Below are 25724 nucleotides of genomic sequence, written 5' to 3'. Positions count from 1 at the left end.
CGGCCTGCCCTATGCCGGGGCAGCATGCCTGTTTCAAGCCTATCTTACAAGGCAGGGCTTTTTGGAATCATATTTCCATCCTGGTATCAGGTACTGCATGGCCATTGCATCATCCCTGTCATGGTTTGGCATGGAATGATAAAGCCGGTTTGCCTCCATCACCTTCTCCATATCCAGGGTGACGCCCAGACCAGGCCGGTCAGGAACCTCCAGATAACCGTCCCGGATGGCAGGCGTATCCTTTAACAGGTTCTGCCCGTCCTGCCAGATCCAGTGGGTATCCAGGGCGGTGGGGGAACCGGGGGCGGCGGCGGCCACATGGGCAAAGGTGGTAAGGGTTATGTCAAAATGGTTGTTGGAATGGCTTCCCCAGGTAAGTCCCCAGTCATTTAAAAGCGCCGCCATGCGCAGGCTTCCTTCAAGTCCCCAGAAATGCGGGTCTGCCAGCACGATGTCCACGGATTTTAACGCGGCTGCGTGGTAAAACTGTCTCCAGTTGGTGGCAATCATATTGGTGGCAACCGGAATATGGGTTGCATTCTTGAATTCAGCCATGATCTCACGGCTGGAGAATCCTGCCTCAGGTCCGCAGGGATCCTCCACATAGGACAGGATATGGCCCATGTCCCGGCACAGTCCGATGGCCTCCTGAAGGCTCCATGCCCCGTTGGGGTCTATGTTGATGCGTCCGTTTGGAAACTGTTTCTTTAAGGCGCGTATGGTCTCCATCTCATATTCACCGGAGAATACGCCGCCTTTCAGTTTGAAGTTGCGGTATCCGTATTTTTCCTGAAGGCAGCAGGCCTGTTCCACAATCTGTTCATGGCTGACCATCTCCCTGCGTCTCATCCGGAACCAGGAATCGCTGCTGTTGGATTCATCTATGTAAGGAAGGCTGGTTTTGCCTTTATCTGAGACATAGAACAGGTATCCCAGCACTTCCACCTGGCTGCGCTGCTTTCCTTCAGCCAGAAGCCCGCACACAGGAACACCCAGGTGCTGTCCAAGCAGGTCTAGCAGAGCGCATTCAATGGCCCATTCTGCCTGGACCACGAACTTGAGTTTGCTGATGTCCAGGGTCTGTATCCCTTCCCCGTCATCCCCAGGCGCTTTCCTGCCTCCCCGGTGGATGGTTCCAAGAATGGAGCGGTATTTACCGACTTCCTGCCCCACTACCAGGGGGATGTAGCTGGTCAGGCATTCACAGGTGTATTCACCGCCATGGATTTCCCCAATTCCCGTATGGCCGGAGTTGTCTTCAAGGATTACAATATTTCTCGTAAAATAGGGTGCGTGCGCCCCGCTCAGGGTCATTTCCATACTGTCATATCCAGCCACGGGAATGACTTTCATGTCTGTGATGACCGGCGTATTATTCAACATATCATCTGCTCCTTTTCTTGAAACTCTTGTTTTTCTGACGGTTTTCATTATAATACAGTTAGGAGAAACAGGCCAATATGTAAAAATAATTGGAGCAATCACATTTGCTAATAGTAAATATATCCAATCATGGATGTGCGGGAGGGGATTACATTGGATACAAAATATTTGAATTATGTGCTGACAATTGCCAGGAAAAAGAATATGACAAAGGCGGCGGAAGAGCTTTATGTATCCCAGTCCTCCCTGAGCCAGTACCTGTCCAGGCTGGAACAGGAGATTGGGGTACCGCTTTTCATACGGGCCAAGGGGGAACTGCTGCTGACCCCGGCAGGGGAACTGTATGTGGAGGCTGCCAGGAAGGTAATCCAGATCCAGAAGGACCTGTACCATAACATCCGGGGGCTGAACCATAAAGGCCATATCACCATTGGGGTGACTTCCCAGTTCGGCCTGAGGATGCTGACGGAGATCATACCTGTCTATAAGAAGGAGTTTCCCCAGGTTACCATTGAGATTACGGAATCCAATGTGCCCACGCTTACAAGGATGATCCTGGAGGAGGGAATTGACTGTGCGGTCATGGCGCTGAACTGCGCGGATGCATTTGCAGGGGAACAGGTGTCCCTTCTCCGGAAGGAAGAGGTGCTTTTTGCAGTGCCTGCGGCCCATGGTTACTGCCTGCGTAACCGGACCGGAAATCTGACCAGGGAAGAACTGGTCCGGGAATTTAAGGATGAGAATTTCATGCTGTCCAAGAAAGGGTCCACTCTGAGGGAACTGGCAGACCGGATATTTGCATCCGCAGGGTTCCAGCCAAGTACCATGTGCGAGACCAACAGCATCATTGCCACCCGGGCCATGGTGGCAAAAGGGATTGGCGTCACGTTCATTGCCAGGTCCTGTGTCAGTGACAGGGAAAATGTTGCCTATTATTCCCTGAATCCCCGGATGTACCGCTATAATGCCCTGGTGCGCAGGAAGAACCTGATCCAGAACGAGCCGGAAAGAGCGCTGTTCCGATACATACGCGGATATTTTGAACGGCAGGATGAAGACGGGCCAGGGGACTGAGCCGTGCATGCGTGTGTCTGCAGGGACGTGGTGTTAGTGTTGAAACATGTCCTGTTTTGTGGTATCATAGGGAAAGGAAGAGATAAGAGAAATCGGGGGATAAACTCTTATCTCTTATTTTGTATTGAGCGGGGACGTACATATGAGACAGAAACTATCAAAGCACAATCTGCTGCTTGTTGGATTTACATTATTTTCCATGTTTTTTGGCGCGGGAAATCTGATTTTCCCGCCTTTTCTTGGGGCACAGGCAGGCAGCCTTACATGGCGGGCAATGGAGGGGTTCCTCATAAGCGCGGTGGGGCTTCCTGTATTGGGCGTGGCGGCGGTTGCGCTTTCCGGCGGGCTACCCAGCTTGGCAAAGAAAGTACATCCTGCCTTCGCGTTTCTGTTCACGCTGCTGATTTACCTGTCCATCGGACCATGTCTGGCTATTCCAAGGACAGCCAGCACCTCCTTTGAGATGACGGTGCTTCCCATTCTGACCGGGATGCGGTTTGAGATGGGGCAGCTTGTGGGAGGAACTGGTTTTACCCTTCAGACAGCGGCGCAGTTTGGATATTCGGCCCTTTTCTTCATGGCGGCCATGGCAGTGGCCTTCAGGCCTGAGAAGCTGACGGACCGGTTGGGGAAGGTGCTCTGCCCCGCGCTTTTAATATTAATCGGGGTGATTTTTACCGGATGCCTGGTATGGCCCATGGGTCCCTATGGGGCGCCGGAGGCGATTTACAGCGCAGGGCCGGTGGTCAAGGGCTTTCTGGAAGGATATCAGACCATGGATACCATTGCCGCCCTTAACTTCGGCATCATCATTGCCATCAATATCCGGGCCAAGGGCGTGGACCAGGAGGGCGCGGTTGTCAGGGAAACCGTAAAGGCGGGAGTGATTGCCGGCATCCTTCTGGCCCTGGTCTATGGGGCGCTGGCCCACATTGGGGCGCCTGCGGGCGCAGCGGCTGCCGATACAAGGAACGGAGCCAGGATACTTACCTATGTGGCGGGCAGCCTGTTTGGGAATGCAGGGATGATGATCCTGGGGGTTATCTTCCTCATCGCGTGCTTTAATACATGCGTGGGACTTTTAAGCTGCTGCAGCCAGTATTTTACCACCATAATCCCGGTGATTGGATATAGGGTGTGGGTATTTGTGTTTGCGGCTGTCAGCCTGGTGATATCCAGCGCGGGGCTGAACCGGATACTGACCGTATCGGAACCAGTGCTGAACGCCATATACCCGGTGGCAATCGTGCTGATTGTGCTGGCATTTTTGGGCCCCCTGACCAGGAGGTGGCCATCCATGTTCCCGTGCAGCATCCTGCTCACAGGGATTGTCAGCGTGGTATATGCGCTGGAGCAGAGTAAGGTTACCATACCTTTCCTGAGCCAGGCAACCACCTACCTTCCGGGATATGGGGCCGGACTGGGATGGGTCGTGCCTGCATTGGCAGGGATGGCGGCTGGGATTGTTGTCTCCTCTGTGATGGAGGAGGAAAATGATTTATAGGAAAATATTGATTCAGAATGATTGATGGAATTGTGATTGACACAGAAAAGGACAGGATGGGACATGACACAGACGAGATGGATGCTGCACGCTAAAAAGGCGGATTTTAATAAAATTGCGGAGACATATGGAATCAGTCCGGTAACGGCAAGGATTATCCGTAACCGGGGAATTGAGGGGATGGAGGACATCGGGCATTACCTGCATGGCTCCGTAAAAGACCTGCACGACCCCCGTCTGCTGCCGGACATGGAAAAGGCGGTGGGAATCCTGCGGGGCAAGGTGCAGGAAGGGAAATCCATCCGCATTGTGGGGGATTATGATATTGACGGCGTCTGCTCCACCTATCTGCTCTACCGGGCGCTGAAACGGATTGGGGCCAATGTGGATTTTGAGATACCGGACAGGATTAAGGACGGGTATGGGATCAATGAGATGATCATTGAGGCAGCGGCAGAGGACGGCATTGATACCATACTCACCTGCGACAACGGAATCGCGGCGGTCAGCCAGATTGCCAGGGCAAAGGAACTGGGGATGACCGTGGTGGTTACGGACCATCATGACATACTGGTGGAGGAAAGCGGAAACAGCGGCGCTGGAGATGATGCGGGCGGCCAGGATGGAAATGATGCAGATGCAGAGGACTCCTGCCAGGGAACCGAGGTGCTTCCGCCTGCGGATGCCATTGTGAATCCCAAGATGAGGGGCTGCAGATATCCATTTCCCGGCATATGCGGCGGCATGGTGGCCTACAAGCTGGTACAGGTGCTGTTTGAGGAATGCGGGGTGCCTGCGGAGGAATGGCTGGACATGCTTGAGATTGCGGCCATTGCAACGGTAGGGGATGTGATGAAGCTCCAGGGCGAGAACCGCATCATTGTGAAGGAAGGGCTTTGCCGCCTGGGCCATACATCCAATCTTGGGCTGCGTAAGCTGATAGAGAAGAATAACCTGGCAGCGGACTCCATTACGGCCTACCATATCGGCTTTGTCATCGGACCCTGTCTCAATGCCAGCGGACGGCTTCAGACCGCCAAGCTGGCCCTTGGGCTTCTGCTCTGTGAGGATGAGATGGAGGCGGACCGCATGGCCCAGGAGCTTAAGGAACTCAATGACCAGAGAAAGGACATGACCCAGGCAGGCATTGACGATGCGGCGGCCATGGTGGATGAACTATACCGGGATGACAAGGTTCTGGTGGTGTTCCTGCCGGACTGCCACGAGTCACTGGCAGGGATTGTGGCAGGGCGGCTGAGGGAACGGTACGGCAAGCCTTCCTTTGTCCTGACACGCGCAGAAGGCTGTGCCAAGGGCTCAGGGCGTTCCATTGAAGCTTACCACATGTTCCATGCGCTGGTGGAGGTAAAGGACCTGCTTCTCAAGTTCGGAGGCCATCCCATGGCGGCGGGATTCTCCCTGAGGGAGGAAGACGTGGATGCGTTCCGGCGCCGTCTTAATGAGAACGCCAGGGAGCGTCTGACGGAGGATGATTTCATCCCCAGGGTCTGGATAGATGTGGCCATGCCTTTTGAGTACATATCGGAGTCATTTGTGAAGGAACTGGAACTGCTGGAGCCTTACGGACAGGGCAATGAGAAACCGCAGTTTGCACAGAAGAATATGGTGATACGGAGCGCCAGCGTCATGGGCAGGAACCGGAATGTGGTGCGTCTGAGCCTGGTCAATGAGCGGGGGGTATCCATGAACGGGGTGGTATTTACAGAGGGCGACCTGTTTATGGAGGAAAAAGGAAACAGCAGGGTCATGGATATCATCTATTACCCTGGGGTAAATGAATATAATGGGAACAGGAATCTTCAGATAGTGGTGAAGGACTGGAAGTTCCATTGAGATAAGGCGTAAATGGATAGGGACAGCTGTCTGCCGCAAGAGCGTATGCAACTTAATTTTAAGATAAAAGGATGGAGCATGGTACTTTATTACGTGTCCATCCTTTTTACATGTTAACAGTGTTATTATATGGAAGGTGTAAAATTGGTGAAAAAATAAATATAATATTGACAGTCATTGTGAAATATGCTATATAATAAAGTGTGGGAACGTTATCATGGGAACGTTCCTATCCTTAGGATATGTGTGGGAACGTTCCCATAGAAAGCAAAAACTGTAAATCAAGTATAAGGAGGTAAAATTTATGAAGAGAAAGCTAACCGTATTTGTAACCGCAGCATGTGTGATGATGGGGATCCTGACTGCATGTGGAGGCAGCACATCTACAGAGGAACCGTCCAAAAAGCCGGAAACACAGAAAACAGAGGCAGCAAAAGAAGGTACAGGTGATGTGATTAAACTTAAGTTTTCTTATAACTCGCCTGAACTGACCAGGGAAACCTGCCTGGAGACTGAATTTGCACAGACCTTTAAAGATTACCTGGACGAAAAAGCACCTGGAAGGTTTGACATCCAGATATATCCCGCAGCGCAGCTGGGGTCCTTTAGCGAAGTATTGTCGGGTGTATCCGATGGCAATATAGAGACAGCTTTGGTCAATATAAGCACACTGATTTCTAATGACACACAGCTGAACCTGTGGCAGATACCGGGCTCAATAGGAAGCAATGAGGAGTGTAATGCATTGCTTGCTGACGGGGAGATGATGAAAACCTTTGAGACAGTGGAAGATTCCATGGGTATAGATGTTGCCACATGTTTTACTGCGGGGGCCAGACATTTTACCAATAATAAAAAGGAAATAAGGGTTCCGGATGATATGAAGGGAATTGTATTCCGCGTTATGGAGAATGAGCTTTATGTGAAAATGGTTGAATCCCTGGGAGCCATAGCAACCCCCATGTCTTCGTCTGAATTATATTCAGCGCTGCAGAACGGAGTGGTGGATGGCCAGGAAAACCCGACAGCATTTATTATCAGTGATTTAACATATGAAGTCCAAAAATATATGGTAACAGATGGGCATGTATATTCCATATCACCATTTGTGGTAAATCACCAGTGGTATGAAAGCCTTCCCGGGGATTTGAAACCTATATTTGATGAGGCCGTGGCAGAGGCCCGGAAATCCGCTATCCAGTTTGTGGATAAGCAGGAAAAGGAAGGACTGGAATTTTTGAAAAATGAGGATATCGTCGTATATGAACCAACCCCGGAGGAATTAGAACTTTGGCATGAAGCCGTATATAAGGGTTCACATGACTATATTGTCAATTTGATAGGTGAGGAACCGGTCAATGATTTTATCGCAAAGATTGAAGCATACAGGTCAAGCCATTAAGTTTAATAGGAGTTTAGGAGGAGCAGAGGATGGAGGTTTTGAAATTAGCATACAGAAAAATGGACCAGTTAGAAAACCGGATACATAAGTGTTTTGAAGTATGCGGGGTAGTATTGCTGGCAACAGCATTCCTGTCTATTTTTGTGCAGGTGCTTTACCGGTTCATTATTTCCCGGTTTTTAATATTGCCGTTGTCATTTACGGAAGAACTTTCCAGATTCTGCTTGTTCTGGCTCATATATCTGGAACTGCCGATTACGGTAAAGCAGGGGCTGGAATCTGCCAATACGTTTTTCATCAACAGATGTAAAGGCGTTCCTAAGCTATTTTTGTATATTGTTGTGCAGTGCATCTGCCTGTTCGTGGCGGTAGTGGCATTCAGATATTCATTCGTAGTGCTTAATACCAACCGTACTTACCGGTCTCCGGCCATGGGCCTTCCTGGTTTCATGATGTATGTACCCATTACGATTGGTATGCTGTTTATATTTGTCAGATATGCCATTGATGTTCTTGGGATTATCACAAAAGAAAAGGAACCATTTGAAAATATGGGACAGGGAGGTGTTGAGTAATGCAGGGACTGATTATTCTGGTGGTTTTTATAGCTGTCATTGTCATTGGCGTACCTATTAGCTGGGGAATTGGTTTTATAACAATTATTTCGTTACATATGTGTGACGCTAAGATGACCATACTTCCAACCAAGATGATTACGGGAGTGAATTCATTTACATATCTTTGCATACCATTTTTCATCCTGGCTGCGGATATTATGTCAAAAGGTGGTATAACAAAAAGAATCCTTTTGTTCTGTGATGCGCTTGTGGGGCATATCAGGGGTGGCCTGGCCCATGCCAATGTGCTGGCCAGCATGCTTTTTGGCGGAATCAGCGGGGCTGCTAACGCGGACGCAGTGGGCCTGGGGTCGATTGAGATAGAGATGATGACAGACCAGGGATATGACAGGGACTTTTCCGCTTCCGTCACAGCTGCCAGCGCGGTCCTGTCGCCTATAGTGCCGCCTAGTAATATTTTCATCATCTATGCGATTGTGGCAGGAAATGTTTCCGTGTCAGCCATGTTCATCGGGGGGATTGTGCCGGCTATCATACTGACTACCGGGATGTTTGCGATGAATTACTACTTTGCAGTAAAACGGAACTATCCTTATAAGGAAAACTTCGCCGGATGGAAAAAGGTATTGCAGACAATCTGGAAAACCCTTCCTGCGCTGTTTATGCCATTTATCATTCTGGGAGGAATCACAACCGGAATATTTACTGCTACAGAGTCTTCTGTTGTGGCGGGGGTTTATGCTATAATTATATCAGCTTTCGGTCTTAAAAACTTTACCTGGAAGGATTTATACAATAGTTTGGCCAATGCGGCAAGAATGACATCCGTGGTCATGATTATCATTGCCATGGCTGCGGCCATGGGCTGGGGGATTACCGCCATGCAGCTGCCCCAGAAGATATCAGGGTTTTGTTTATCCTTTGCCAGCAGCCAGAATTCGTTCCTTCTGATTGTATTTTTCCTGCTTGTGATGGTAGGCATGCTGATGGATGTGGCTCCGGCGATTCTTATTGTGGTTCCCATACTCATGCCGGCTGCACAGATGTTTCAGGTGGATATGCTCAGGTTTGGATTAATTGTTTCCATCACGTTAACCGTTGGAATGATAACGCCGCCAGTGGGGATGCTTTTATTTACAACTTCAACCGTGGCTAAGATAGATTTGTCAAAAATGTACAAGGCCATTATTCCTTATGCTGTTTTGGAGGTCATACTGGCACTGGTCATTATCTTTATAGAGCCAATCACCACATTCCTTCCAAGGCTGTGCGGTTATTGAAGAATGTAAAAATATAACATATAGGAGAATCAAGATGCGGGTAACAATAAAAGATATTTCGAGGTTATCAGGTATATCAACTTCGACTGTTTCCAGGGTGCTGACCAACAATGTGCACGTCAGCCCGGAAACAGTGAGAAAGGTAAAAGAGGCAGCTGATATGCTGGGGTACATACCGAATGGTGCGGCCAGGAGTCTGGTCAATAACCGTAGGAATATGATTGGTCTGATTGTTCCTGAGCTGGAGAATCCTTTTTACACGGAAATTATCCAGGGGGTGGAAGAAACCGCCGCCGGATATGGGTATGGAACAATCCTGAGCTGCCATATGGGAAATACCGATAGCTGTGATTCCATACCGAAGCTTCTGGAACTGGGGGTTGATGGAATCATACACGCGGGCCTGCTGCAGGAGGAAGACCAGATACAGTACCTGTGTGAGACAAACATCCCTTATGTTCTTTTAGGAAGAAAACTGGAGAATGCAGAGAGCAGTTATGTGGTATGCGATGATTACGGCTCCTCGTATAAAGCGGCAGAGTATCTGATTGGATTAGGCCATAGTGAAATTGTTTTTATTTTTGGAAAGCAGAAGTCTTTCAGCAGTCATCAGAAGTTGAATGGCTATCTGGATGCGCTCCGGGATTCCGGAATTGAGAAGGATGAGTGCAGGATTGTCAAGGGCAACCTTTCTTATGATGGGGCATACAGGGCGGTTTCGCAGTTGCTGGAGGAAAAAGTCAGATTTACCGCAATACTTGGAAGCAATGACATGATGGCCATAGGAGCAATGGATGCATTAAAACACGAAGGATACCGTGTGCCGGAGGATGCATCTGTCATTGGTATTGATGACATATTTTGGGGAAAAGTCAGTGGGATAGACCTGACGACCATACACGTACCGAAATACGAGATGGGGTGCAGGTGCTTTGAGATATTAAAAGATTTAATACAGGAGCCTGAAGCCGAGGAAGCACATTGTGTGCTGGAGGGAAAGCTGGTAGAAAGAAAAAGCTGCAGGACATTATTATGACCAGGAGGAACGTCCATGAAGATAACAGAAATCAACCCAATCAAATTAAAATTTTTTCCAAAGAACCCGCCAAGGGATGGGTTGGCCGGCATTCCAAGCCGGGATGTGTTTTTAGTTCAGATTAAGACGGATGAAGGGGTTGAAGGAATCGGTGAGGGATTCGCATTGGGATGTCTGGATTCCCTGGAGACAATCACCAATGAGACATTAAAGCCACACCTGATAGGAAAAAATCCTTTAATGATTCAGCAGCTGTGGGACGCCATGTATCAGAACACGTCCAGATACGGGCGCAGAGGGGTTACTATGGCAGCCATCAGCGCTGTGGATATTGCATTGTGGGATATCCTGGGCAAGGTTTCCGGTCAGCCCGTTTATAAACTGTTGGGAGCTGCCAGGGAATCACTTGAGCCGTATGCCAGCGCAGGATATTATATGGATGGTAAAGGTTTAACAGAACTTCAGGAGGAATTTACCGGCTATCTTGATATGGGTTTTAAGACCATGAAGATGAAGGTGGGCGGCGCTCCTTTTAATGAGGATGTGGAGCGGGTCAGGGCTGTCAGGAAAGCTGTGGGAGATGCGGATTTTGGCATTGATGCCAATAACGCCTGGGATTATCCAACCGCATTAAAGATGGCAAGAATCTGCGAGGAGGAAAACGTGCTGTTTTTTGAGGAACCCATGTCTACTGATTTCATGCAGGATTGTATCCGCCTGGCCCACAGTACAGATGTACCCATTGCCGGTTACGAGACGAACCTTACCCGGTTTGGGATGCGGGATTTTATTGTAAATGATGCAGTGGATATTGTCCAGGTGGATGCTATCTGGTCAGGAGGCATCAGCGAAGCCAAAAGGGTAGGGGAGCTGGCTGCTGCCTGGGGTAAAAGTGTAATCCCCCATTTCTCAGCCTCCATGGTTTCACTGGCAGCGAATCTGAGCTTCGGATTATCCCTTTCCAATACCAGGTATATGGAGTATACCCTGGATGAGAATCCGCTGCGGACAGAACTTTGCCAGCAGGGTATTGTGATGAAGGATGGTATGGTTACTGTATTTGAGGAGCCAGGTTTAGGATTAAGCCTGAATTGGGATACTATAGGGAAGTATAGGGTGTAGGGGGCAGCTGGTTTTATTGTGATATGATGTAACAACCCGTGAGGAAATCTGCCTTTAAGGAATTTCCTCACGGGTTTTGCTGATATGGGATGGTTAATAAGCCTGACCGTCAACCACAAGACCATCCACCACATACATACCGCGCCATATCTTAAGCGTAAGCCGGATATTGCTGTCCCAGGTAATGGAATGGTCCAGCTCGTCTGCATGCCGTTCGTTCAGGTAATACTGTTCAATCCGCGGTTGGATGGCAACCTGTGCCCCGTCATCGTATAACCACAGATACCGGGAGGAACATCTGATATAGGGTGTACTGCTGTCCGGGCGGTCCAGGGATGCATAGGAAAAGCTTGATATACCGCTGTCCGGGTCCGTATCCAGGACCACATATACAGGGATGCTGTTTCCGCGCCTGTTTTCGTAGCGTTCAATGGAACCAGGTTCCAGTGTAACCCTGCTGTCCGGGTTGCTGAGCCGGAGATAGCGGCCCCGCAGGGCGTCGTAAGGGTCATAACCGGTCATTTCCAGGGTCACGGTCCGGCCGTTGCCTGATACCACGTAGACCATGGCAATGACAGACAGAAGCATCAGAAGCTGCAATGCAGATACAATCAGGATTATCTTATTGCGGTGCATTTTCATGTACGTTCCCTCCCTTCAGCTTTAAGGTCATCCTGTAGTTCACGGCAAGGAACGCCAGGCCCGCTATCAGGAAGACAATTCCTTTGATTAGCAGCTGGTAATTGCCAAGGGATACCTTTAACACGATATACAGTATGATGGCGGCCGTGTAACGGCGGACAGATACCAGGTTGGCGGATTTTATCCCCCGCAGCAGTTTGTACAGGCTGAATGCAATGAGACAGAGGTTGACAAGGATTTCATATGCAAGGAAGGAGGCATATGGGAAAACCATCAGGTCAGCTGTCAGAAGCCCGCATAAGATAACGGACAGCAGGAGGTCCAACCGCGCCTTCCCGACCTTTTTTGTGTAAAAGACATAAATCCGGATGAAAGCCCCTGCCAGCAGCGCCAATAAGAGGGGGTCCTGCATGTGGTAGAAGTACGGGTCAGGGCTTCCGTAGCCAAAGAAATCCGTAAAATTGTTGAAGAACAGATAGAAAACAGCTTTTGTGAACAGCATGATATATAACATCCGTCCTGCCAGCACCGGATAAAGGGCCGGCCGTTCAATGGTCATGTAAATCAGGAGGATAAGGATACAGGCGTAAAAGGCGCCATAGGGCACATACAGGATTGCCAGATACAGCATCCAGATAAAAAAGCACAGGGACAGCAGACGGCAGGCCCCGTCCTTCCTGACACATTTTATATAATAGGGAAGCAGGAGGGAGGCCAGAAGGATGTAGTCGCTGTTCCATCCGGTCCAGCAGATTCCCGCCATATATAAGAGGGCCAGATAGTATCCGTCCAGCAGGTACACCACGGGCAGCATGAGCACAAAACCGGTCAGCAGCATGGACTGGAGGCTGTAGGAAATCTGGTACGCCTGATATATCAGCCCAAGTGCAGATAAGAAGGCAATGCCAAGTGCCAGTGACAGGGATTGAATCCACACCTCGGAAGCCTGGGCGCGGATTTTCAGGAAAAGAAGTACCTGGACGCCCAGCAGGGGAAGGAAGGCAATGAATGCTTTCATTTCCCTGGAAAACATGGACCAGTTGTAGGCAAACAAGGATATTACGCCTGCGCCGATGAAGACCACGCCTATCAGGGCAAATATCAGAAAGGCGTTATGGTGTTCCTTCCTGGTCTTTATGTATTCATCCTGAATACGTTCCAGCTGGGCCTGTTCCAGGTAACCAAGCGTTGTGAGCTGTTTTAATTCATTGTAAAATTCATTGGAATTCATTGGGCATCCCCCTTTCTGTTATAATGATTATATCCTTTTTGAGGGGGATGGTATAGATGTTGATTGTCATGGATGGGATGACATTTGTCATTATCCTGGACCGGAAATCCGGGAGATGGAGGAATCATAAAAGGCCGGGGCAAGCGAAAACGCCCCGGCCTTTTCCATTTACCTGGTACTGATTATTCAGCAGCCTCGGTTGACTCCTCTACAGGAGCAACGGCAGCATCAGCAGCCTCGGTGGATTCTTCCTCAGAAGCGTCAGCCTCCTTGGATTCCTCAGCATCAGCAGCCTCTTCTGTGGCAGCTTCTGCATCAGCTTCCTCGCTTGTTTCCTCAGCAACAGTGGTCTCTTCTTCAGAAGCCTCTGCTGTGGTGGTTTCCTCTGTAGCAGCTACAGTGGTCTCAACAGTTGTGGTGGTCTCTGCCTTGTTGTCAGAACCGCCACAAGCAGTCAGGCCTGCTGCGATCATTGCTGCTGCCATAACGGCTGTCATGGATTTTGCGATAGATTTCTTCATAATAGTTCTCCTCTCCTCTGAAAACCTCCCGATGAGGTTTTCCACAAAACGTAAATTTCTGGAACGAGATTGATAATAGACTATAATTGTGACCAAATTGTGTCCAAAATATAAAGAAAGTACTATGTTTATTACGGAATTATTAAGAAGATGGATGGGGAATTGTCAGTTTTTTATCCGAGAAAGCCCTAAAACAAAGGGGTTTAGTGGAAAAATTATGAACAATTCTTATTTTTCCAATCTGATAAAAGATAACAAAATTTTAACGCACGGTTTCCGGAAATACTGCGGACCAGCCGGCCGGCCGATTGGCGGCGCTGCCACAGATGCATGGATATTCTTCTATTCTTCTGGATATGGATGGCAGCCGGACTGTTTGATATGAGTGTTCCTGAGGTGCAGAACAGGGTTACCATATCAGGGGCAATCGAGATTGGACGGGCGCCCGGGGTGGTGACAATCACATTCAGGGTTCCCAGGGAAAGACTTGCCCGCAAGGGACTTTGGGAACTGGTTTCAGGGCAATATGGTTTATATTGATCCTCAGTTAGCCGGATTGACATGGACTGTTGCGGATGAGCCGGATTTGTGCCTCTGGATTTGTGCCGCCGGATTTGTGCTGGCGCTGTTGATTCAATGTCTTGCTTTTTGTTACTATATAGGTTATAATCAGCACCAAAAGGCTGTCACGTTAATATGTTAAAACGAAAGGAAGAGGTAAGACCAATGGTTAATGAAGTAATGGATTTTATCACCGGATATGACAAGGAAGTGGGCGAGGCCATCCAGGCCGAATGCGCGCGTCAGAGACGCAACCTGGAACTGATTGCATCTGAGAATATCGTATCAGAGCCGGTCATGATGGCTATGGGTACCGTGCTTACCAATAAGTATGCGGAAGGGTATTCAGGAAAGCGCTATTACGGCGGATGCCAGTGCGTGGACGTGGTGGAGACCATGGCCATCGAGCGCGCCAAGAAGCTGTTTGGATGTGATTATGCCAATGTGCAGCCGCATTCAGGTGCCCAGGCCAATATGGCTGTATTCGTGGCCATGTTAAAACCAGGAGACACCGTGATGGGCATGAACCTGGACCACGGCGGCCATCTGACACACGGAAGCCCAGTTAACTTTTCCGGCCTTTACTTCAATATCGTACCATACGGCGTGGATGATGAGGGATACATCGACTATGACGAATTGGAGAGGATTGCCAAAGAGGCAAAGCCAAAGCTCATTGTCGCAGGCGCCAGCGCATATGCGAGAACCATTGATTTTAAGAGATTCCGTGAGATTGCCGACCAGGTAGGCGCATATCTCATGGTGGATATGGCGCACATTGCAGGACTGGTTGCCGCTGGTGAGCATCCAAGCCCCATCCCGTATGCGGATGTCGTGACCACCACCACCCACAAGACCCTGAGGGGGCCAAGGGGCGGCATGATACTGGCCAACAAGGAGGCTGCTGAGAAGTTTAATTTCAACAAGGCCATATTCCCGGGAACCCAGGGCGGCCCTCTGGAGCATGTAATCGCAGGCAAGGCCATCTGCTTTGGCGAGGCCCTTAAGCCTGAATTCAAGGAATACCAGCACCAGGTGGTACTGAATGCAAAGGCGCTGGCAGAGGCGCTTCAGAAACAGGGCTTCAAGCTGCTTACAGGCGGCACGGACAACCATCTGATGTTAGTGGACCTGCGGGGCATGGATGTATCCGGCAAGGAACTGCAGAACCGCTGTGACGAGGTATTCATCACACTGAACAAGAACACGGTTCCTAATGACCCCAGAAGCCCGTTTGTGACATCCGGCGTGCGCATCGGAACACCGGCCATCACCACCAGGGGCCTGAAGGAAGAGGATATGCCTAAGATTGCAGAGTGCATCTGGCTGGCAGCCACGGATTTTGAGAACCAGGCTGATTATATCAGGAGCGAGGTCACAAAACTCTGCGACAAGTATCCGATATACAAATAGGTAAGATTTGCGGAATACACAGTTACAGAAACAAAAGGATAAGGGGCTGCGTCTGGAGACTTCAGGCGCAGCCGTTTTGGCAATTAAGATTTTTGTATGTCCGGGGGCAGGCGTATGGAACAATATGAATTGGAAATGGAGAGCGGGCTTAAGCTGTCTAGGCAGGGCGCCCAGTCCATCGTGGAGGAAGTAGGGGCCGTGGTGGGACAGAACATCAACATGATGGACCGCGGGGGGTATGTGATTGCCAGCACGGATGAGACCAGGATCGGCAGTCTGCATGAAGGCGCCAGGAAATTAATCGGGGAACATCTGCCGGAGCTGTATGTGGAGGCGGAACACGCCACGTCCACGTCCCGGCCGGGCCTGAACCTGCCCATTACCCATGGCGGGAGCATTGTGGGCGTCATCGGGATCACAGGCCTGTACGGCGAGGTGGTGGGCTATGGCCAGGTTGTGAAGAAGATGGTGGAGATCCTGATACGGGAAAATGCAGAACAGGATGAACGCCGTATGGGCCAGCGGGTCTTAAACCGGTTTTTGGAGGACTGGGTCATTGGCAGCGGCCTGATGCAGCCCAGGATTTTGGAGGAGAGGGGATTTGCCCTTGGCATTGACATTGCCGTGCCCAGGCGCGTCATGGTTGCCAGCGCCAGGGAGCTGGAGGAGTATGCATCCACTGCCTCAGGACAGAAACTGCTGGAGCAGGTGGAACGGGAGGCTGCCTCCCTTGCAGGCAGGGGAAGCCTTGTGCTAAGAAGCGGCGGCAGGCAGATCATACTGGTAAAGAAATGCCCGGACCGCCAGATGGAACAGCTGGCCGGGCGTATCCGCACAGCGGTTTTTAAAAAGTTCAATATCCGCATGGTGGTGGGGATTGACGGAAGGGCGGAGGACATCCACGTGGCCTATGGACAGGCCAATAAGGCATGGCGCTCCGCGGGCCTGGCAAAAAAAGACATCCTTGCATACGACAGCGTTACCCTGGAACTGTTTACGGAGGACCTGGGGGATGGGGTGAAGGCTGAGTACATCCATAAGTTATTCAAAAAATGCGGATATGAGGAACTGTGCCAGTGGATGGGGCTTCTGGAAGCATATTTCGAAGCGGAAGGTTCGCTCAAGGCGGCATCGGAAAAACTCCATGTACACAAGAATACGCTGACCTACAGGCTGAAGCGGCTGGAGGAGCTGACTGGATATGATGTGCGGCTTGTGAGCCAGTCAACGGTGTTTTATATGGCAATGCTTTTCTTCAGGGATGTGAAGGACGGGATGGAGGAAGTCTTGTAGAACATAAAAAATGAAAAATGATTGTTCTGGGGAACATTGACGCCGGGTCCTGGGGCGGCTAAAATAGTAGATAAGGAAACCGTTATGACATACTACTATTTGGGAGGCGGAACATGAAATTTTTATTTGCATCTGATTCATTTAAGGGAACCTTATCATCTGAGCGGATCACGGCCCTGCTGGAGGAATCCGCGGGCCGCATCTTCCCTGGCTGCGAGACAGCCGGGGTACCGGTGGCTGACGGAGGGGAGGGAACCATTGACGCGGTCATCTCGGCCCTGAACGGGACATACCGCAGGCTTGTGGTCCACGGACCTCTGATGGAGGAGTGCGAATCCTTTTACGGGGAATTCGAAGGGGACAGCGCCATCATCGAGATGGCCGCGGCTTCCGGCCTTCCCATGGTTCCTGCCGAGAAGCGCAATCCACTGGACACAACCACCTACGGCACAGGGGAACTGATTAAGGACGCCCTGGACAGGGGATACAGGAAGATATCCATTGCCATTGGGGGAAGCGCCACCAATGACGGCGGCATGGGGGCCATGCGCGCCCTCGGGGTGAAGTTCCTGGATGCCCAGGGCCATGAACTGGAGGGAAGGGGAGAGGACCTTATGAAGGTGGCTGATATCGATGTGAGCGGAATGCATCCAGCCGTGTCCCAGGCCAGGTTCACGGTCATGTGCGATGTGACGAATCCGCTTACAGGGCCGGACGGGGCCACCTATACCTTTGGCAGGCAGAAAGGCGGCACGCCCGAAATCCTTGATATCATGGAAGGCGGCATGATTCAGTATGCTGCTCTGATTAAGGAAAAAATGGGTGTGGATGTGGATAGGATTCCTGGTTCCGGCGCTGCCGGTGGATTGGGAGCAGCTTTCTGCGTGTTCCTGAAGGCCACCCTGAAGTCCGGTATTGACACGGTCCTGGATCTGGTGCATTTTAATGAACTGTTAGAGGGCGTGGATCTGGTGGTGACAGGGGAAGGCAGGATGGACTGGCAGTCCGCCTTTGGCAAGGTGCCCAGCGGAATCGGACAGCGCTGCAAGGAACGCGGGATACCTGTGGTTGCAATTGTGGGCGGCATGGGGCAGAAGGCGGAGACCATCTTTGACTATGGTGTGGACAGTATCATGACTACCATTAATGGCGCCATGGAGCTGGAGGAGGCCCTTGGGCGGTCCGAGGAGCTGTATGTGGGCGCGGCTGACAGGATGTTCCGGATGCTGAAGGCTGGGATGGGGCTTCGGTAAGGGCAGGATGTGATAAGTCAATGTCTCAGGAGGAAGCATGAAAATTATTGTTTTAGATGGATACACAGAAAATCCCGGGGATTTAAGCTGGGAGGGGCTTGAGGCCCTCGGTTCCCTGACCGTGTATGACAGGACCCCGGCGGACAAAGTGGCGGAGCGGATTGGGGATGCCCAGGCCGTGTACACCAATAAGACGCCTATTACGGCAGAGACCATACATAAGTGCCCGGACATGAAGTTTATCGGTGTCCTGGCCACGGGTTATAATGTGATTGATACGGTGGCTGCCAAGGAACAGGGGATTGTGGTTTCCAATATCCCCTCCTATGGAACAGACGCGGTGGCCCAGTATACCATGGCCCTTCTTCTGGAACTATGCCACCATGTGGGTGAACATTCCAACTGCGTGAAGGCAGGGGAATGGAGCAATAACCAGGACTGGTGTTTCTGGAAACATCCTCTGGTGGAGCTGGCAGGCAAGAACTTCGGAGTCATTGGATTCGGAAGAATCGGCCGGAGGACAGCGGAAATCGCCCAGGCTTTCGGGATGAAGGTCCTTGCCTTTGATGAATACCCCGACAAGGCCCTGGAAACGGAGAAATGCAGATACGTATCCCTGGACCGGCTGCTGGCTGAGTCGGATGTAATCAGCCTTCACTGCCCACTGTTCCCGTCCACAGAGGGGATTATCAACAAAGACACCATTGCAAAGATGAAGGATGGGGTGAAGATCCTTAATACCTCGAGAGGTCCCCTGATTGTGGAGGAAGACTTAAAAGAAGCGTTAAACAGTGGAAAAGTAAGCGGGGCAGCCGTGGATGTGGTTTCCTCAGAACCCATCAGGGAGGACAATCCCCTCCTGGGAGCTAAAAACATGATCATCACACCCCACATTGCCTGGGCACCCAGGGAATCCAGGCAGAGGCTGATGGACATTGCGGTGGATAACCTGCGGAAGTTTGTGGATGGGAAGCCGCAGAATGTGGTGAACCGTTAACCGATAACAGGTAACAGGAACCCGACAATCAGTATGGAACCAAATTACATAGATATACTCAATTATGATAGAATGCTCATGATGGCATGATTTCATAATTGAGTATTTTTTGTATGAAGGGATTGGATGGCCAGAGAAAAGAATGAAAGTAATCAGCCCCTGTAAAGTGCCGGAAGATTATGGTATACTGGATGTACTTAAGGTTTGGCAAGGGTATCCGCAGTGAAATGCAGGAAAGGGCAGACAGGAAAGGGCAGGGGGGATTTGTATGATTTTCATGAAAAGAGTCATAGCGTCTTTGGTTTATATATTGGCAAAAGGGCGGCAGTTTAAGATAGTTCCGACTAAGCGGCTGCCGTTCCATTCTTTTCCAAAGACAGCAGCGTTAAAAGCCGCAGCCATGGCCGCCATAGGCATTGCGGCCATTACAACCGCCACAGCCATGTCATCCGCCACCTCATATGCCGGACAGTGGCAGCAGGACTCCGGCGGCAGGTGGTATGAGGAGGACGACGGTACCTATCCTGCAGGTACATGGAAATGGATTAAGGGCAGATATTATTATTTTGATGGACGCGGCTATATGTTGTCGGATACAACCACCCCGGACGGATATCAGGTGGGGGCTGACGGCGCGTTCCTGCCGGGGCCTGGACAGAGCGTGGATGAGGTGGGCGGCATCCGGTGCGGGGATGAGGATGCAGTGATAACAATGTGGATGAACAATGAAGGACGGCCCATGTATCAGAACGAGATCCATCACGATATGGAATGCTATGTGATGGACCGGGGAGTGGACTGCTTCATGTTTCCAAGCGGGCAGTCGAACCTGAGCCTGGATGCCCATGAGGTGTGGCTGTACGGGGTCACGGCCATTGATGGGAAAGGTGTGGTGTTAGGCGAAATCCATATGATGCCCTTTGAATATGACAGGATTTACAGTTTTGACTTCACCGGGAACAACGATTCAGCCGAAGGACTCTCAAGGTACTGCATTGATAATGATGTGACCATCACCATAGATCTGGTGGATAAGACGGGATATTCCATCCTGACCGGTTATCCGGCAAGCGTATGGCGTTACCGGTACGCCACGGCTTCCAGTATCCCGGCGGCCGGTATGTGATGGATTCCAGATAGGAAAATAAATGACAGCATAGGAGATTACGATGAGAAATCCGTTTAAGAACCAGCAGGGACAGGTCAGATGGGGTTATAAGTTCCTCAGTCTTGTATTGATATGGGATATGGTCATACCTGTAATCATAGTAGCGATTGCCTTGGCATTCTCCCTTGCCTTCCGGATCCTGTTGATGAGCCTGGGAATCATGGACGGGGACGGCAGCCTGATGGAGGCATACAGGGGGCAGGCGGACCATTGGTATATGATTATCCTGATATGCATCCAGAACCTGGTCATCATATTCCTGCCGCTTGCCCTGTGGAAATGGGGCTTCCATTCATCCTGGAAAAACCTTGGCATACACGGCAAAGGATGGTTAAGGGATTTGGGCAAGGGCCTTCTCATCGGTATGGCCATGATTACGCTGGTTGCCGCGGGAATCTGCCTGACCGGCAATGCATCCATGAGTTTGGGGAAAGCAGGCCTGGACCCGTGGCTCATAGGTTATCTGGTCATGTTCATATCAGTGGGATTTGGCGAGGAAATCTTTTTCAGGGGATATGCCATGGATGCCATGCGGCAGGCCAGACCTGGATGGCTGGCCCTGATCCTTCCGGCGCTTCTGTTTGGTATCGCGCACTCCTCCAACAGTAATTTCAGTCTTCTGGGCTTTATCAATATCTGCCTTGTGGGGATTTTCCTTGGCCTTCTTTTCTGGTACACGGACCAGCTGTGGATTCCTATCGGCTTTCACATTGCCTGGAATTATTTCCAAGGCCCTGTATATGGATTTGAGGTAAGCGGAATCAATACGCCCCGGATGTTCACAACGGTCATCGGTGAGGAAAACCTGCTAAACGGCGGATTGTTCGGCCCGGAAGGCGGTCTGTTCACAACCCTGGTGACCCTGGCGGCCATTGGGTGTGTCCTGTGGCATTACCGTGGGAAAAAGGGAAAGTTCCTGCCGCCCCAGTAATAAGCATCCGCAGCCTTACCGTACCGCAATATACAGATAACAATGGGCCTTCCCGTCCTTTGTATACTCCGCAGGCACGCTGCTTTCATAATCCATCGTGAAGGCCCGCACAATCCCGCCGTTTTTCTGTTCAGCCCACACGCGTTCCCATGCTTTTCTGGTACATGCGCCTATGTCGCCGCTTTCATCGGCCTCGTCATATTTGCGGTACACGCCTTCGCTGACCAGATGTTCCATGTGCTGGAAGAAGTCCGCTGTCACGCCCATGACGGAGAGGTCGTAGGCGCCGGTTTCATCTCCTGCATAATTGCTGTATCTTGATATGGGGGAAATACCCGTCTGGAAGTTCTGTGCACTGTCAAATAGGATGGGAAGCTTTCCTCCTGCCACGTCGGCCCATAATTCCCCAATCTTTTTCATGCCCTCCGGTGTATTGTCCGTACGGATTGTTACGCTGGTTAATGTGTATGACATTATCTGTCCTCCTGATCATATATGGTTTATATCCATTCCTTATTGTAACACAGAAGAAACGGTTTGGTATTACTTTTTTGTAATATCCCCCCGCACCTCTTGCAAAATAATGTCAGATATGGTAATATTGCTATACTGAAAAGGATTTCAGGTTCGGAAAAGAGGAAGAAGTGCACATGAAAAAGAATAAAATCACAATCAAAGATGTGGCGGAGTATGCTCAGGTGTCCCCATCCACCGTATCACGTGTACTGAATGACTATAAATGGATTAATACAGAGGTAAAAGAGCGGGTACAGAAAGCGATTGAGGAACTTCATTATGTCCCGGATTTCACGGCCAAAGCCATGGTCCGCGGCAGGAGCCAGGTCGTGGTGGTGATTGTCCCTGTGATTGACAATCATTTTTTCACCCAGCTGATTAACACCGTCATCCGTGAGATGAAGAAATACGGCTATTACGTGGTGGTCTATACAACAGAATCAGCAGATGAGGAATGCAGTTTTTTAAGCAGCTCCATCTGCCAGATGGCGGACGGCATTCTGGACGCCACCTCCTTAAAGGAACTGACGCGGCTGCAGCAGGTAGAGAAGCCGGTGGTGCTCATAGACAGGTACTTTGAAGAGAATACATCCCTGGACTGCATCATGAACCGGAACTACGAAGCCCTGTATCAGGGAACAGGGTATCTGATAAAAAACGGCCACAGCAGGATTGCATTCCTGGTGGGCGCAGAGGGGCATGGGATTGCAGAGGAACGCATCCGCGGTTTCAGGGACTGCCTGGCAGCGCACGGGCTGCCGTGGCGGGATGAGTATTTCATACAGGACTGCTGGAAGACAGAGGCGGGCATCCGCTATACATCCCAGATGATTGGGCTTGAAAAACCGCCTACGGCCATCATAGCAGGCAACAACACCCTGACAACAGGCATGCTGGAAGCTGTCAGGAACCATGGGATGACGCCGGGAAAGGATATTTCCCTCATCGGTTTTGAGGAGTGCGATGAGGATGTCATGGCCTTTGAACGCCATGGGATTACCAGCTTCCGCCTGGATACATCGGCCATTGCAGTGGGTGCGGTCAGGCTTTTGCTGAAACGGATGGAGCAGCCCGGTGAGAGGGGCGGGGCAAGGACCGAGGCCCTGGAGTTGAAATTCATTGAAAGGACCTCCGTTCAGAAGCTGGTGTGATGAGGCAGGCCGGACTGGAAGACATAAAAGGTGTGTCCGGGGCACATGGATAACCGATTGGGTGCCCCGGATATGCCGCAGTTAATATATCTGCTGGAAAATGGACATAGAAAAGACGGAAGTATAAAAGATGGAAATATTAAAGATGGAAGTATAAAAGATGTGGTCATGGCAAAGACAACATTTTTTTTACAGGAACTGAAAACGATTTCAGTTCCAAATCATAAAAAGGAAAAGGAGAAATACAAATGAAACCAGTTGGAATTATCGGAGGAAGCGGCTTCTATGAACTTCTGGAAAATCCCAGGATGTTTGTCCACAATAACAAATATGGACGTTCTTCTGAGATTTTCGAGGGCACGATCCAGGGACGGAAGGTGTATTTTCTTCCAAGACATGGGGAGGAGCACAAAATCATTGTCCCGCGCATCAATTACAGGGCCAATATCTGGGCCTTCAAGGAGCTTGGGGTGGAACAGATCCTGGCCACCAACTGTGTGGGAAGCAGCAATCCGGACATCGAGCTGGGCAGCCTGGTCATCCCGCATGATTTCTGTGACTGGACCAGAAGGTTCCCGCGGTCCCTGTATGACGACGAGGTGGAGGCCTACCATGTGGATATGACGCCTGCCTACTGCCCGGACCTGCGCCGCGCGCTGATTGACGCTGCAAACAAGGTGAAGCCCGGACATGTGCACGACAAGGCGGTCATCTTTGTCAATGAAGGACTCCGGTTCGAGACACCCTTTGAGCTTACCATGTTCCGTAAGCTGGGTGCTGACCTGATAGGGATGACCACCCTTCCGGAAGCAGTCTTTGCAAGGGAGGCGGCCATCTGCTATGCACATATCTGCGTCCCCACCAACTGGTGCCTGGGAGAGCAGATTGAAGCGGACGATTTCCCAAGGCTGTTAAAGCAGGGGATTGAGGATTTCAAGCAGGTATTATATCTGGCCATACCGGATCTGAAGGACGAAAGGGATTGCCCGTGCAGCCATGCGCTGGACCATGCAATCCTTAAGAAGTAAGGGGTGACGGAGGATGCCGCGGTATAAGGCGCTGCTCACGGATCTGGACGGGACCTTAATCCATTCCCAGGACTGCATCTGTGACGCCCTTGCAGAAGCATTTGAAAAGGTAAGCGGGGGCAGACCCGCCAAAGAGGACATTATGGACATGTTCGGGCTTCCGGTGGAAGTGATGCTTACCACGCTGACCGATGTAAGCCCGGATGACCATGGTACCATAGAGGAATTCATAGAGGAATATAAAAGGCAGTACCCAATCCATATGGAGCGGGCCAGGCTCATTGACGGGGCCGTGAAGACCCTGGACCATATCTGGAATCTGGGCTGTAAGATCTGCCTGATTACATCGGAGCGGAGGAAAAACGCATCCCATATCCTGAAGCAGACGGGACTGGACCGGTATATCAGCCTGCTGGTCACTAGGGATGATGTAATCCGCTTCAAACCCGACCCGGAACCCATCCTAAAGGGGGCTGCTGTGTGCGGCTGCCTGAAGGAGGAATGCGTATACATAGGGGAGTCCCCCTTTGATATAGAAGCCGGGGTGGCTGCGGGGATTTATACGGTGGGGGTGCCGTCCGGGAACTGGCCCCTTGGGTCCCTGGAGGAAAAGAAGCCGGATTGTGTGATTAAAGATATCAGTGAGCTGTGTTCCATTTTTGATGAGTCATGAAGGAGGAGAAAGATATGAGGAAAATGAGACTGTTTTTAACTGCTGCTGCCGTCATCTGCGTGCTGGCCGGATGCGCCGGAGGCAAAGGGGAAACTGCAAAGGAAACGTCCCAGGCCGGACAGGCCCAGACTGAACAGGCCAAGGCAGGGAGTGAAGGGGAAACAGGGAAAAAAGAGGAAGGGGCAGGGGAGCAGGATAAAGAATTATTTACCTGCCTGATCAGCGAAGCCCCGGCAGGGGTTCCGTTCACCGACCTGACGTGGACCGGATTTGAACAGATTGAGCAGGAGTACGGGGCCACGGTCAAGCTGATTGAGGCGCTGGACAAGGCCGAATATTCAGAGCAGATCAGGGCAATGGCGGAAATGGGCGCCAACCCCATCTACACCATGTTCGACACGGTAAACGAAGTGGCCATCGAGCTGGCCCCGGAGTATCCGGACACCATGTTCTGTCTCATTGACAGCAGCCTGGATACCAAATATGACAATGTGGCAAATGTGTACGTGGACTCCCTGGAACCGGCCTTTGTATCCGGTTTTGTGGCGGCCAGGACCACACAGTCAAAAACAATCGGCTGGATCGGCAGCCTGGACATTCCTGTGATTAACCGGTTCCGCGATGCATATCTGGCAGGAGCCGCATACGCAGACCCGGACGTGACGGTACAGACCGCATACGTGGGGGATGACAGCGACACGGTAAAGGCGGGGGAGCAGACGAAAATCATGGTCAGCCAGGGCGCGGATGTGATCTTCCAGACAGCCAACCTGGCAGGACTGGGCGTGATTCAGGGCTGTTCCGAGGCAGGAATCAGGTGTATCGGGGTTGATGAGTGGCAGGGCGGAATTGATGACTGCGTGTTCTGGTCATCCCTGACCGATATCCGGGGCGCTGTATTTGATTCCTTTACCGCTTATAAGGACGGGCAGTTCGTGTCAGGACGTACCAACTACGGGATAGAGACACAGTCAGCCATTTTCGACGACAGGGATTACGATAAGCTTCCAGAGGATGTCAGGACGGATTTGGACAAATTAATTGAAGACGTAAAATCAGGTTCCCTTAATCTGGAGGATTTGCTGAAATAGGGACTGCAAAGGGCCGATGGTA

At 50.9% G+C, this 25724-nt stretch carries 25 protein-coding genes; 20 read left to right on the top strand and 5 right to left on the bottom strand.

Translation table 11 applies throughout. The features are described 5' to 3' along the window. Nucleotides 1-39: 39 nt before the first annotated feature. Nucleotides 40-1383, bottom strand: coding sequence for an enolase C-terminal domain-like protein (locus LK536_RS54920; protein WP_227796602.1), 1344 nt, complete (start codon nucleotides 1381-1383; stop codon nucleotides 40-42). A 153-nt stretch (nucleotides 1384-1536) separates the two neighbouring features. Here LK536_RS54920 and LK536_RS54915 point away from each other — a divergent pair, with 153 nt between their 5' ends. The 8 genes from LK536_RS54915 to LK536_RS54880 all read left to right on the top strand — a co-directional run bounded on the left by LK536_RS54915 (nucleotide 1537) and on the right by LK536_RS54880 (nucleotide 11233). Further along, nucleotides 1537-2457 carry a LysR family transcriptional regulator gene (locus LK536_RS54915; RefSeq protein ID WP_008719375.1) on the top strand — a complete coding sequence of 307 codons (921 nt, stop codon included), beginning with the start codon at nucleotides 1537-1539 and terminating at the stop codon, nucleotides 2455-2457. Nucleotides 2458-2599: 142 nt separating this feature from the next. Beyond that, complete coding sequence (gene brnQ / locus LK536_RS54910; RefSeq protein WP_227796603.1) at nucleotides 2600-3961, top strand: branched-chain amino acid transport system II carrier protein; 1362 nt, start codon at nucleotides 2600-2602, stop codon at nucleotides 3959-3961. Nucleotides 3962-4024: 63 nt separating this feature from the next. Further along, on the top strand, nucleotides 4025-5815 hold the full coding sequence (locus LK536_RS54905) for a single-stranded-DNA-specific exonuclease RecJ (protein WP_227796604.1): 1791 nt from the start codon (nucleotides 4025-4027) through the stop codon (nucleotides 5813-5815). A 304-nt stretch (nucleotides 5816-6119) separates the two neighbouring features. Next, the gene (locus LK536_RS54900; protein WP_025485799.1) at nucleotides 6120-7217 is read left to right on the top strand and encodes a TRAP transporter substrate-binding protein; all 1098 of its coding nucleotides are present in this window, start codon (nucleotides 6120-6122) and stop codon (nucleotides 7215-7217) included. Between the two features lie 59 nt (nucleotides 7218-7276). Next, nucleotides 7277-7792 carry a TRAP transporter small permease subunit gene (locus tag LK536_RS54895; protein ID WP_506092250.1) on the top strand — a complete coding sequence of 172 codons (516 nt, stop codon included), beginning with the start codon at nucleotides 7277-7279 and terminating at the stop codon, nucleotides 7790-7792. Then, nucleotides 7792-9075 (top strand): TRAP transporter large permease, encoded by a 1284-nt coding sequence (locus LK536_RS54890; RefSeq protein WP_120055465.1) that lies wholly within the window; start codon nucleotides 7792-7794, stop codon nucleotides 9073-9075. Before LK536_RS54895 ends, LK536_RS54890 begins: the two co-directional genes overlap by 1 nt. A 34-nt stretch (nucleotides 9076-9109) precedes the next feature. Further along, the gene (locus LK536_RS54885) at nucleotides 9110-10111 is read left to right on the top strand and encodes a LacI family DNA-binding transcriptional regulator (protein ID WP_025485802.1); all 1002 of its coding nucleotides are present in this window, start codon (nucleotides 9110-9112) and stop codon (nucleotides 10109-10111) included. A gap of 15 nt (nucleotides 10112-10126) precedes the next feature. Continuing rightward, nucleotides 10127-11233 (top strand): mandelate racemase/muconate lactonizing enzyme family protein, encoded by a 1107-nt coding sequence (locus LK536_RS54880; protein WP_120055467.1) that lies wholly within the window; start codon nucleotides 10127-10129, stop codon nucleotides 11231-11233. A gap of 93 nt (nucleotides 11234-11326) precedes the next feature. Here LK536_RS54880 and LK536_RS54875 read toward each other — a convergent pair whose 3' ends face one another. From LK536_RS54875 to LK536_RS54865, 3 genes are all read right to left on the bottom strand, one after another. Continuing rightward, nucleotides 11327-11875 (bottom strand): GDYXXLXY domain-containing protein, encoded by a 549-nt coding sequence (locus LK536_RS54875; RefSeq protein WP_227796605.1) that lies wholly within the window; start codon nucleotides 11873-11875, stop codon nucleotides 11327-11329. Then, entirely contained in the window at nucleotides 11856-13106 is a 1251-nt protein-coding gene (locus LK536_RS54870; protein WP_227796606.1) for a DUF2157 domain-containing protein, read from the bottom strand. The genes LK536_RS54875 and LK536_RS54870 overlap by 20 nt, the downstream gene beginning before the upstream one ends. Nucleotides 13107-13288: 182 nt before the next feature. Next, nucleotides 13289-13723: a hypothetical protein gene (locus LK536_RS54865; protein ID WP_506092249.1), complete on the bottom strand. Its 435-nt coding sequence runs from the start codon at nucleotides 13721-13723 to the stop codon at nucleotides 13289-13291. 264 nt (nucleotides 13724-13987) lie between these two features. Between LK536_RS54865 and LK536_RS54860 the strand changes: the two genes are divergently transcribed. The 7 genes from LK536_RS54860 (at nucleotide 13988) to LK536_RS54830 (ending at nucleotide 21243) form a co-directional block, all read left to right on the top strand. Beyond that, nucleotides 13988-14167 (top strand): hypothetical protein, encoded by a 180-nt coding sequence (locus LK536_RS54860; RefSeq protein ID WP_506092248.1) that lies wholly within the window; start codon nucleotides 13988-13990, stop codon nucleotides 14165-14167. A gap of 186 nt (nucleotides 14168-14353) precedes the next feature. Beyond that, entirely contained in the window at nucleotides 14354-15601 is a 1248-nt protein-coding gene (glyA, locus tag LK536_RS54855) for a serine hydroxymethyltransferase (RefSeq protein WP_008719357.1), read from the top strand. Nucleotides 15602-15715: 114 nt separating this feature from the next. Further along, complete coding sequence (locus LK536_RS54850) at nucleotides 15716-16894, top strand: CdaR family transcriptional regulator (RefSeq protein ID WP_227796607.1); 1179 nt, start codon at nucleotides 15716-15718, stop codon at nucleotides 16892-16894. Nucleotides 16895-17007: 113 nt separating this feature from the next. Then, nucleotides 17008-18147 (top strand): glycerate kinase family protein, encoded by a 1140-nt coding sequence (locus LK536_RS54845; RefSeq protein WP_227796608.1) that lies wholly within the window; start codon nucleotides 17008-17010, stop codon nucleotides 18145-18147. A 37-nt stretch (nucleotides 18148-18184) separates the two neighbouring features. Further along, nucleotides 18185-19144, top strand: a complete 960-nt coding sequence (locus LK536_RS54840) for a D-2-hydroxyacid dehydrogenase (protein WP_227796609.1) — start codon at nucleotides 18185-18187, stop codon at nucleotides 19142-19144. A gap of 268 nt (nucleotides 19145-19412) precedes the next feature. After that, nucleotides 19413-20270, top strand: a complete 858-nt coding sequence (locus tag LK536_RS54835; RefSeq protein WP_227796610.1) for a hypothetical protein — start codon at nucleotides 19413-19415, stop codon at nucleotides 20268-20270. A gap of 43 nt (nucleotides 20271-20313) precedes the next feature. Further along, nucleotides 20314-21243 (top strand): CPBP family intramembrane glutamic endopeptidase, encoded by a 930-nt coding sequence (locus tag LK536_RS54830; RefSeq protein ID WP_227796611.1) that lies wholly within the window; start codon nucleotides 20314-20316, stop codon nucleotides 21241-21243. A gap of 15 nt (nucleotides 21244-21258) precedes the next feature. Here LK536_RS54830 and LK536_RS54825 read toward each other — a convergent pair whose 3' ends face one another. Further along, nucleotides 21259-21717: an AraC family transcriptional regulator gene (locus LK536_RS54825; RefSeq protein ID WP_130789935.1), complete on the bottom strand. Its 459-nt coding sequence runs from the start codon at nucleotides 21715-21717 to the stop codon at nucleotides 21259-21261. A gap of 176 nt (nucleotides 21718-21893) precedes the next feature. Here LK536_RS54825 and LK536_RS54820 point away from each other — a divergent pair, with 176 nt between their 5' ends. The 5 genes from LK536_RS54820 to LK536_RS54800 are packed head-to-tail and all read left to right on the top strand — an operon-like array spanning nucleotide 21894 to nucleotide 25702. After that, nucleotides 21894-22910 (top strand): LacI family DNA-binding transcriptional regulator, encoded by a 1017-nt coding sequence (locus tag LK536_RS54820; RefSeq protein WP_040380126.1) that lies wholly within the window; start codon nucleotides 21894-21896, stop codon nucleotides 22908-22910. A 45-nt stretch (nucleotides 22911-22955) separates the two neighbouring features. After that, a complete protein-coding gene (locus tag LK536_RS54815) occupies nucleotides 22956-23162 on the top strand; it encodes a hypothetical protein (RefSeq protein ID WP_120055499.1) in 207 nt (68 codons plus the stop codon). Continuing rightward, nucleotides 23159-23938, top strand: coding sequence for an MTAP family purine nucleoside phosphorylase (locus LK536_RS54810; RefSeq protein ID WP_008719322.1), 780 nt, complete (start codon nucleotides 23159-23161; stop codon nucleotides 23936-23938). The genes LK536_RS54815 and LK536_RS54810 overlap by 4 nt, the downstream gene beginning before the upstream one ends. 13 nt (nucleotides 23939-23951) lie before the next feature. Continuing rightward, nucleotides 23952-24611, top strand: a complete 660-nt coding sequence (locus LK536_RS54805) for an HAD family hydrolase (RefSeq protein ID WP_008719321.1) — start codon at nucleotides 23952-23954, stop codon at nucleotides 24609-24611. A gap of 14 nt (nucleotides 24612-24625) precedes the next feature. After that, nucleotides 24626-25702 carry a BMP family ABC transporter substrate-binding protein gene (locus tag LK536_RS54800; RefSeq protein WP_040380123.1) on the top strand — a complete coding sequence of 359 codons (1077 nt, stop codon included), beginning with the start codon at nucleotides 24626-24628 and terminating at the stop codon, nucleotides 25700-25702. The last annotated feature ends 22 nt before the right edge of the window (nucleotides 25703-25724 follow it).

The sequence above is a fragment of the Clostridium pacaense genome, assembly GCF_020709765.2.
GTDB lineage: Bacteria > Bacillota > Clostridia > Lachnospirales > Lachnospiraceae > Enterocloster > Enterocloster hominis.
This window is presented reverse-complemented; position numbering and strand designations above follow the sequence as displayed.

Coding starts and splice junctions, on each gene's coding strand:
- LK536_RS54870 (WP_227796606.1), bottom strand. CDS start 13,106: ATGAATTCCAATGAATTTTACAATGAATTAAAACAGCTCACAACGCTT.
- LK536_RS54800 (WP_040380123.1), top strand. CDS start 24,626: ATGAGGAAAATGAGACTGTTTTTAACTGCTGCTGCCGTCATCTGCGTG.
- LK536_RS54890 (WP_120055465.1), top strand. CDS start 7,792: ATGCAGGGACTGATTATTCTGGTGGTTTTTATAGCTGTCATTGTCATT.
- brnQ (WP_227796603.1), top strand. CDS start 2,600: ATGAGACAGAAACTATCAAAGCACAATCTGCTGCTTGTTGGATTTACA.
- LK536_RS54880 (WP_120055467.1), top strand. CDS start 10,127: ATGAAGATAACAGAAATCAACCCAATCAAATTAAAATTTTTTCCAAAG.
- LK536_RS54895 (WP_506092250.1), top strand. CDS start 7,277: ATGGACCAGTTAGAAAACCGGATACATAAGTGTTTTGAAGTATGCGGG.
- LK536_RS54835 (WP_227796610.1), top strand. CDS start 19,413: ATGATTTTCATGAAAAGAGTCATAGCGTCTTTGGTTTATATATTGGCA.
- LK536_RS54825 (WP_130789935.1), bottom strand. CDS start 21,717: ATGTCATACACATTAACCAGCGTAACAATCCGTACGGACAATACACCG.
- LK536_RS54840 (WP_227796609.1), top strand. CDS start 18,185: ATGAAAATTATTGTTTTAGATGGATACACAGAAAATCCCGGGGATTTA.
- LK536_RS54905 (WP_227796604.1), top strand. CDS start 4,025: ATGACACAGACGAGATGGATGCTGCACGCTAAAAAGGCGGATTTTAAT.
- LK536_RS54815 (WP_120055499.1), top strand. CDS start 22,956: ATGGATAACCGATTGGGTGCCCCGGATATGCCGCAGTTAATATATCTG.
- LK536_RS54830 (WP_227796611.1), top strand. CDS start 20,314: ATGAGAAATCCGTTTAAGAACCAGCAGGGACAGGTCAGATGGGGTTAT.
- LK536_RS54820 (WP_040380126.1), top strand. CDS start 21,894: ATGAAAAAGAATAAAATCACAATCAAAGATGTGGCGGAGTATGCTCAG.
- LK536_RS54845 (WP_227796608.1), top strand. CDS start 17,008: ATGAAATTTTTATTTGCATCTGATTCATTTAAGGGAACCTTATCATCT.
- LK536_RS54805 (WP_008719321.1), top strand. CDS start 23,952: ATGCCGCGGTATAAGGCGCTGCTCACGGATCTGGACGGGACCTTAATC.
- LK536_RS54920 (WP_227796602.1), bottom strand. CDS start 1,383: ATGTTGAATAATACGCCGGTCATCACAGACATGAAAGTCATTCCCGTG.
- LK536_RS54900 (WP_025485799.1), top strand. CDS start 6,120: ATGAAGAGAAAGCTAACCGTATTTGTAACCGCAGCATGTGTGATGATG.
- LK536_RS54860 (WP_506092248.1), top strand. CDS start 13,988: ATGGCAGCCGGACTGTTTGATATGAGTGTTCCTGAGGTGCAGAACAGG.
- LK536_RS54850 (WP_227796607.1), top strand. CDS start 15,716: ATGGAACAATATGAATTGGAAATGGAGAGCGGGCTTAAGCTGTCTAGG.
- LK536_RS54810 (WP_008719322.1), top strand. CDS start 23,159: ATGAAACCAGTTGGAATTATCGGAGGAAGCGGCTTCTATGAACTTCTG.
- LK536_RS54875 (WP_227796605.1), bottom strand. CDS start 11,875: ATGAAAATGCACCGCAATAAGATAATCCTGATTGTATCTGCATTGCAG.
- glyA (WP_008719357.1), top strand. CDS start 14,354: ATGGTTAATGAAGTAATGGATTTTATCACCGGATATGACAAGGAAGTG.
- LK536_RS54885 (WP_025485802.1), top strand. CDS start 9,110: ATGCGGGTAACAATAAAAGATATTTCGAGGTTATCAGGTATATCAACT.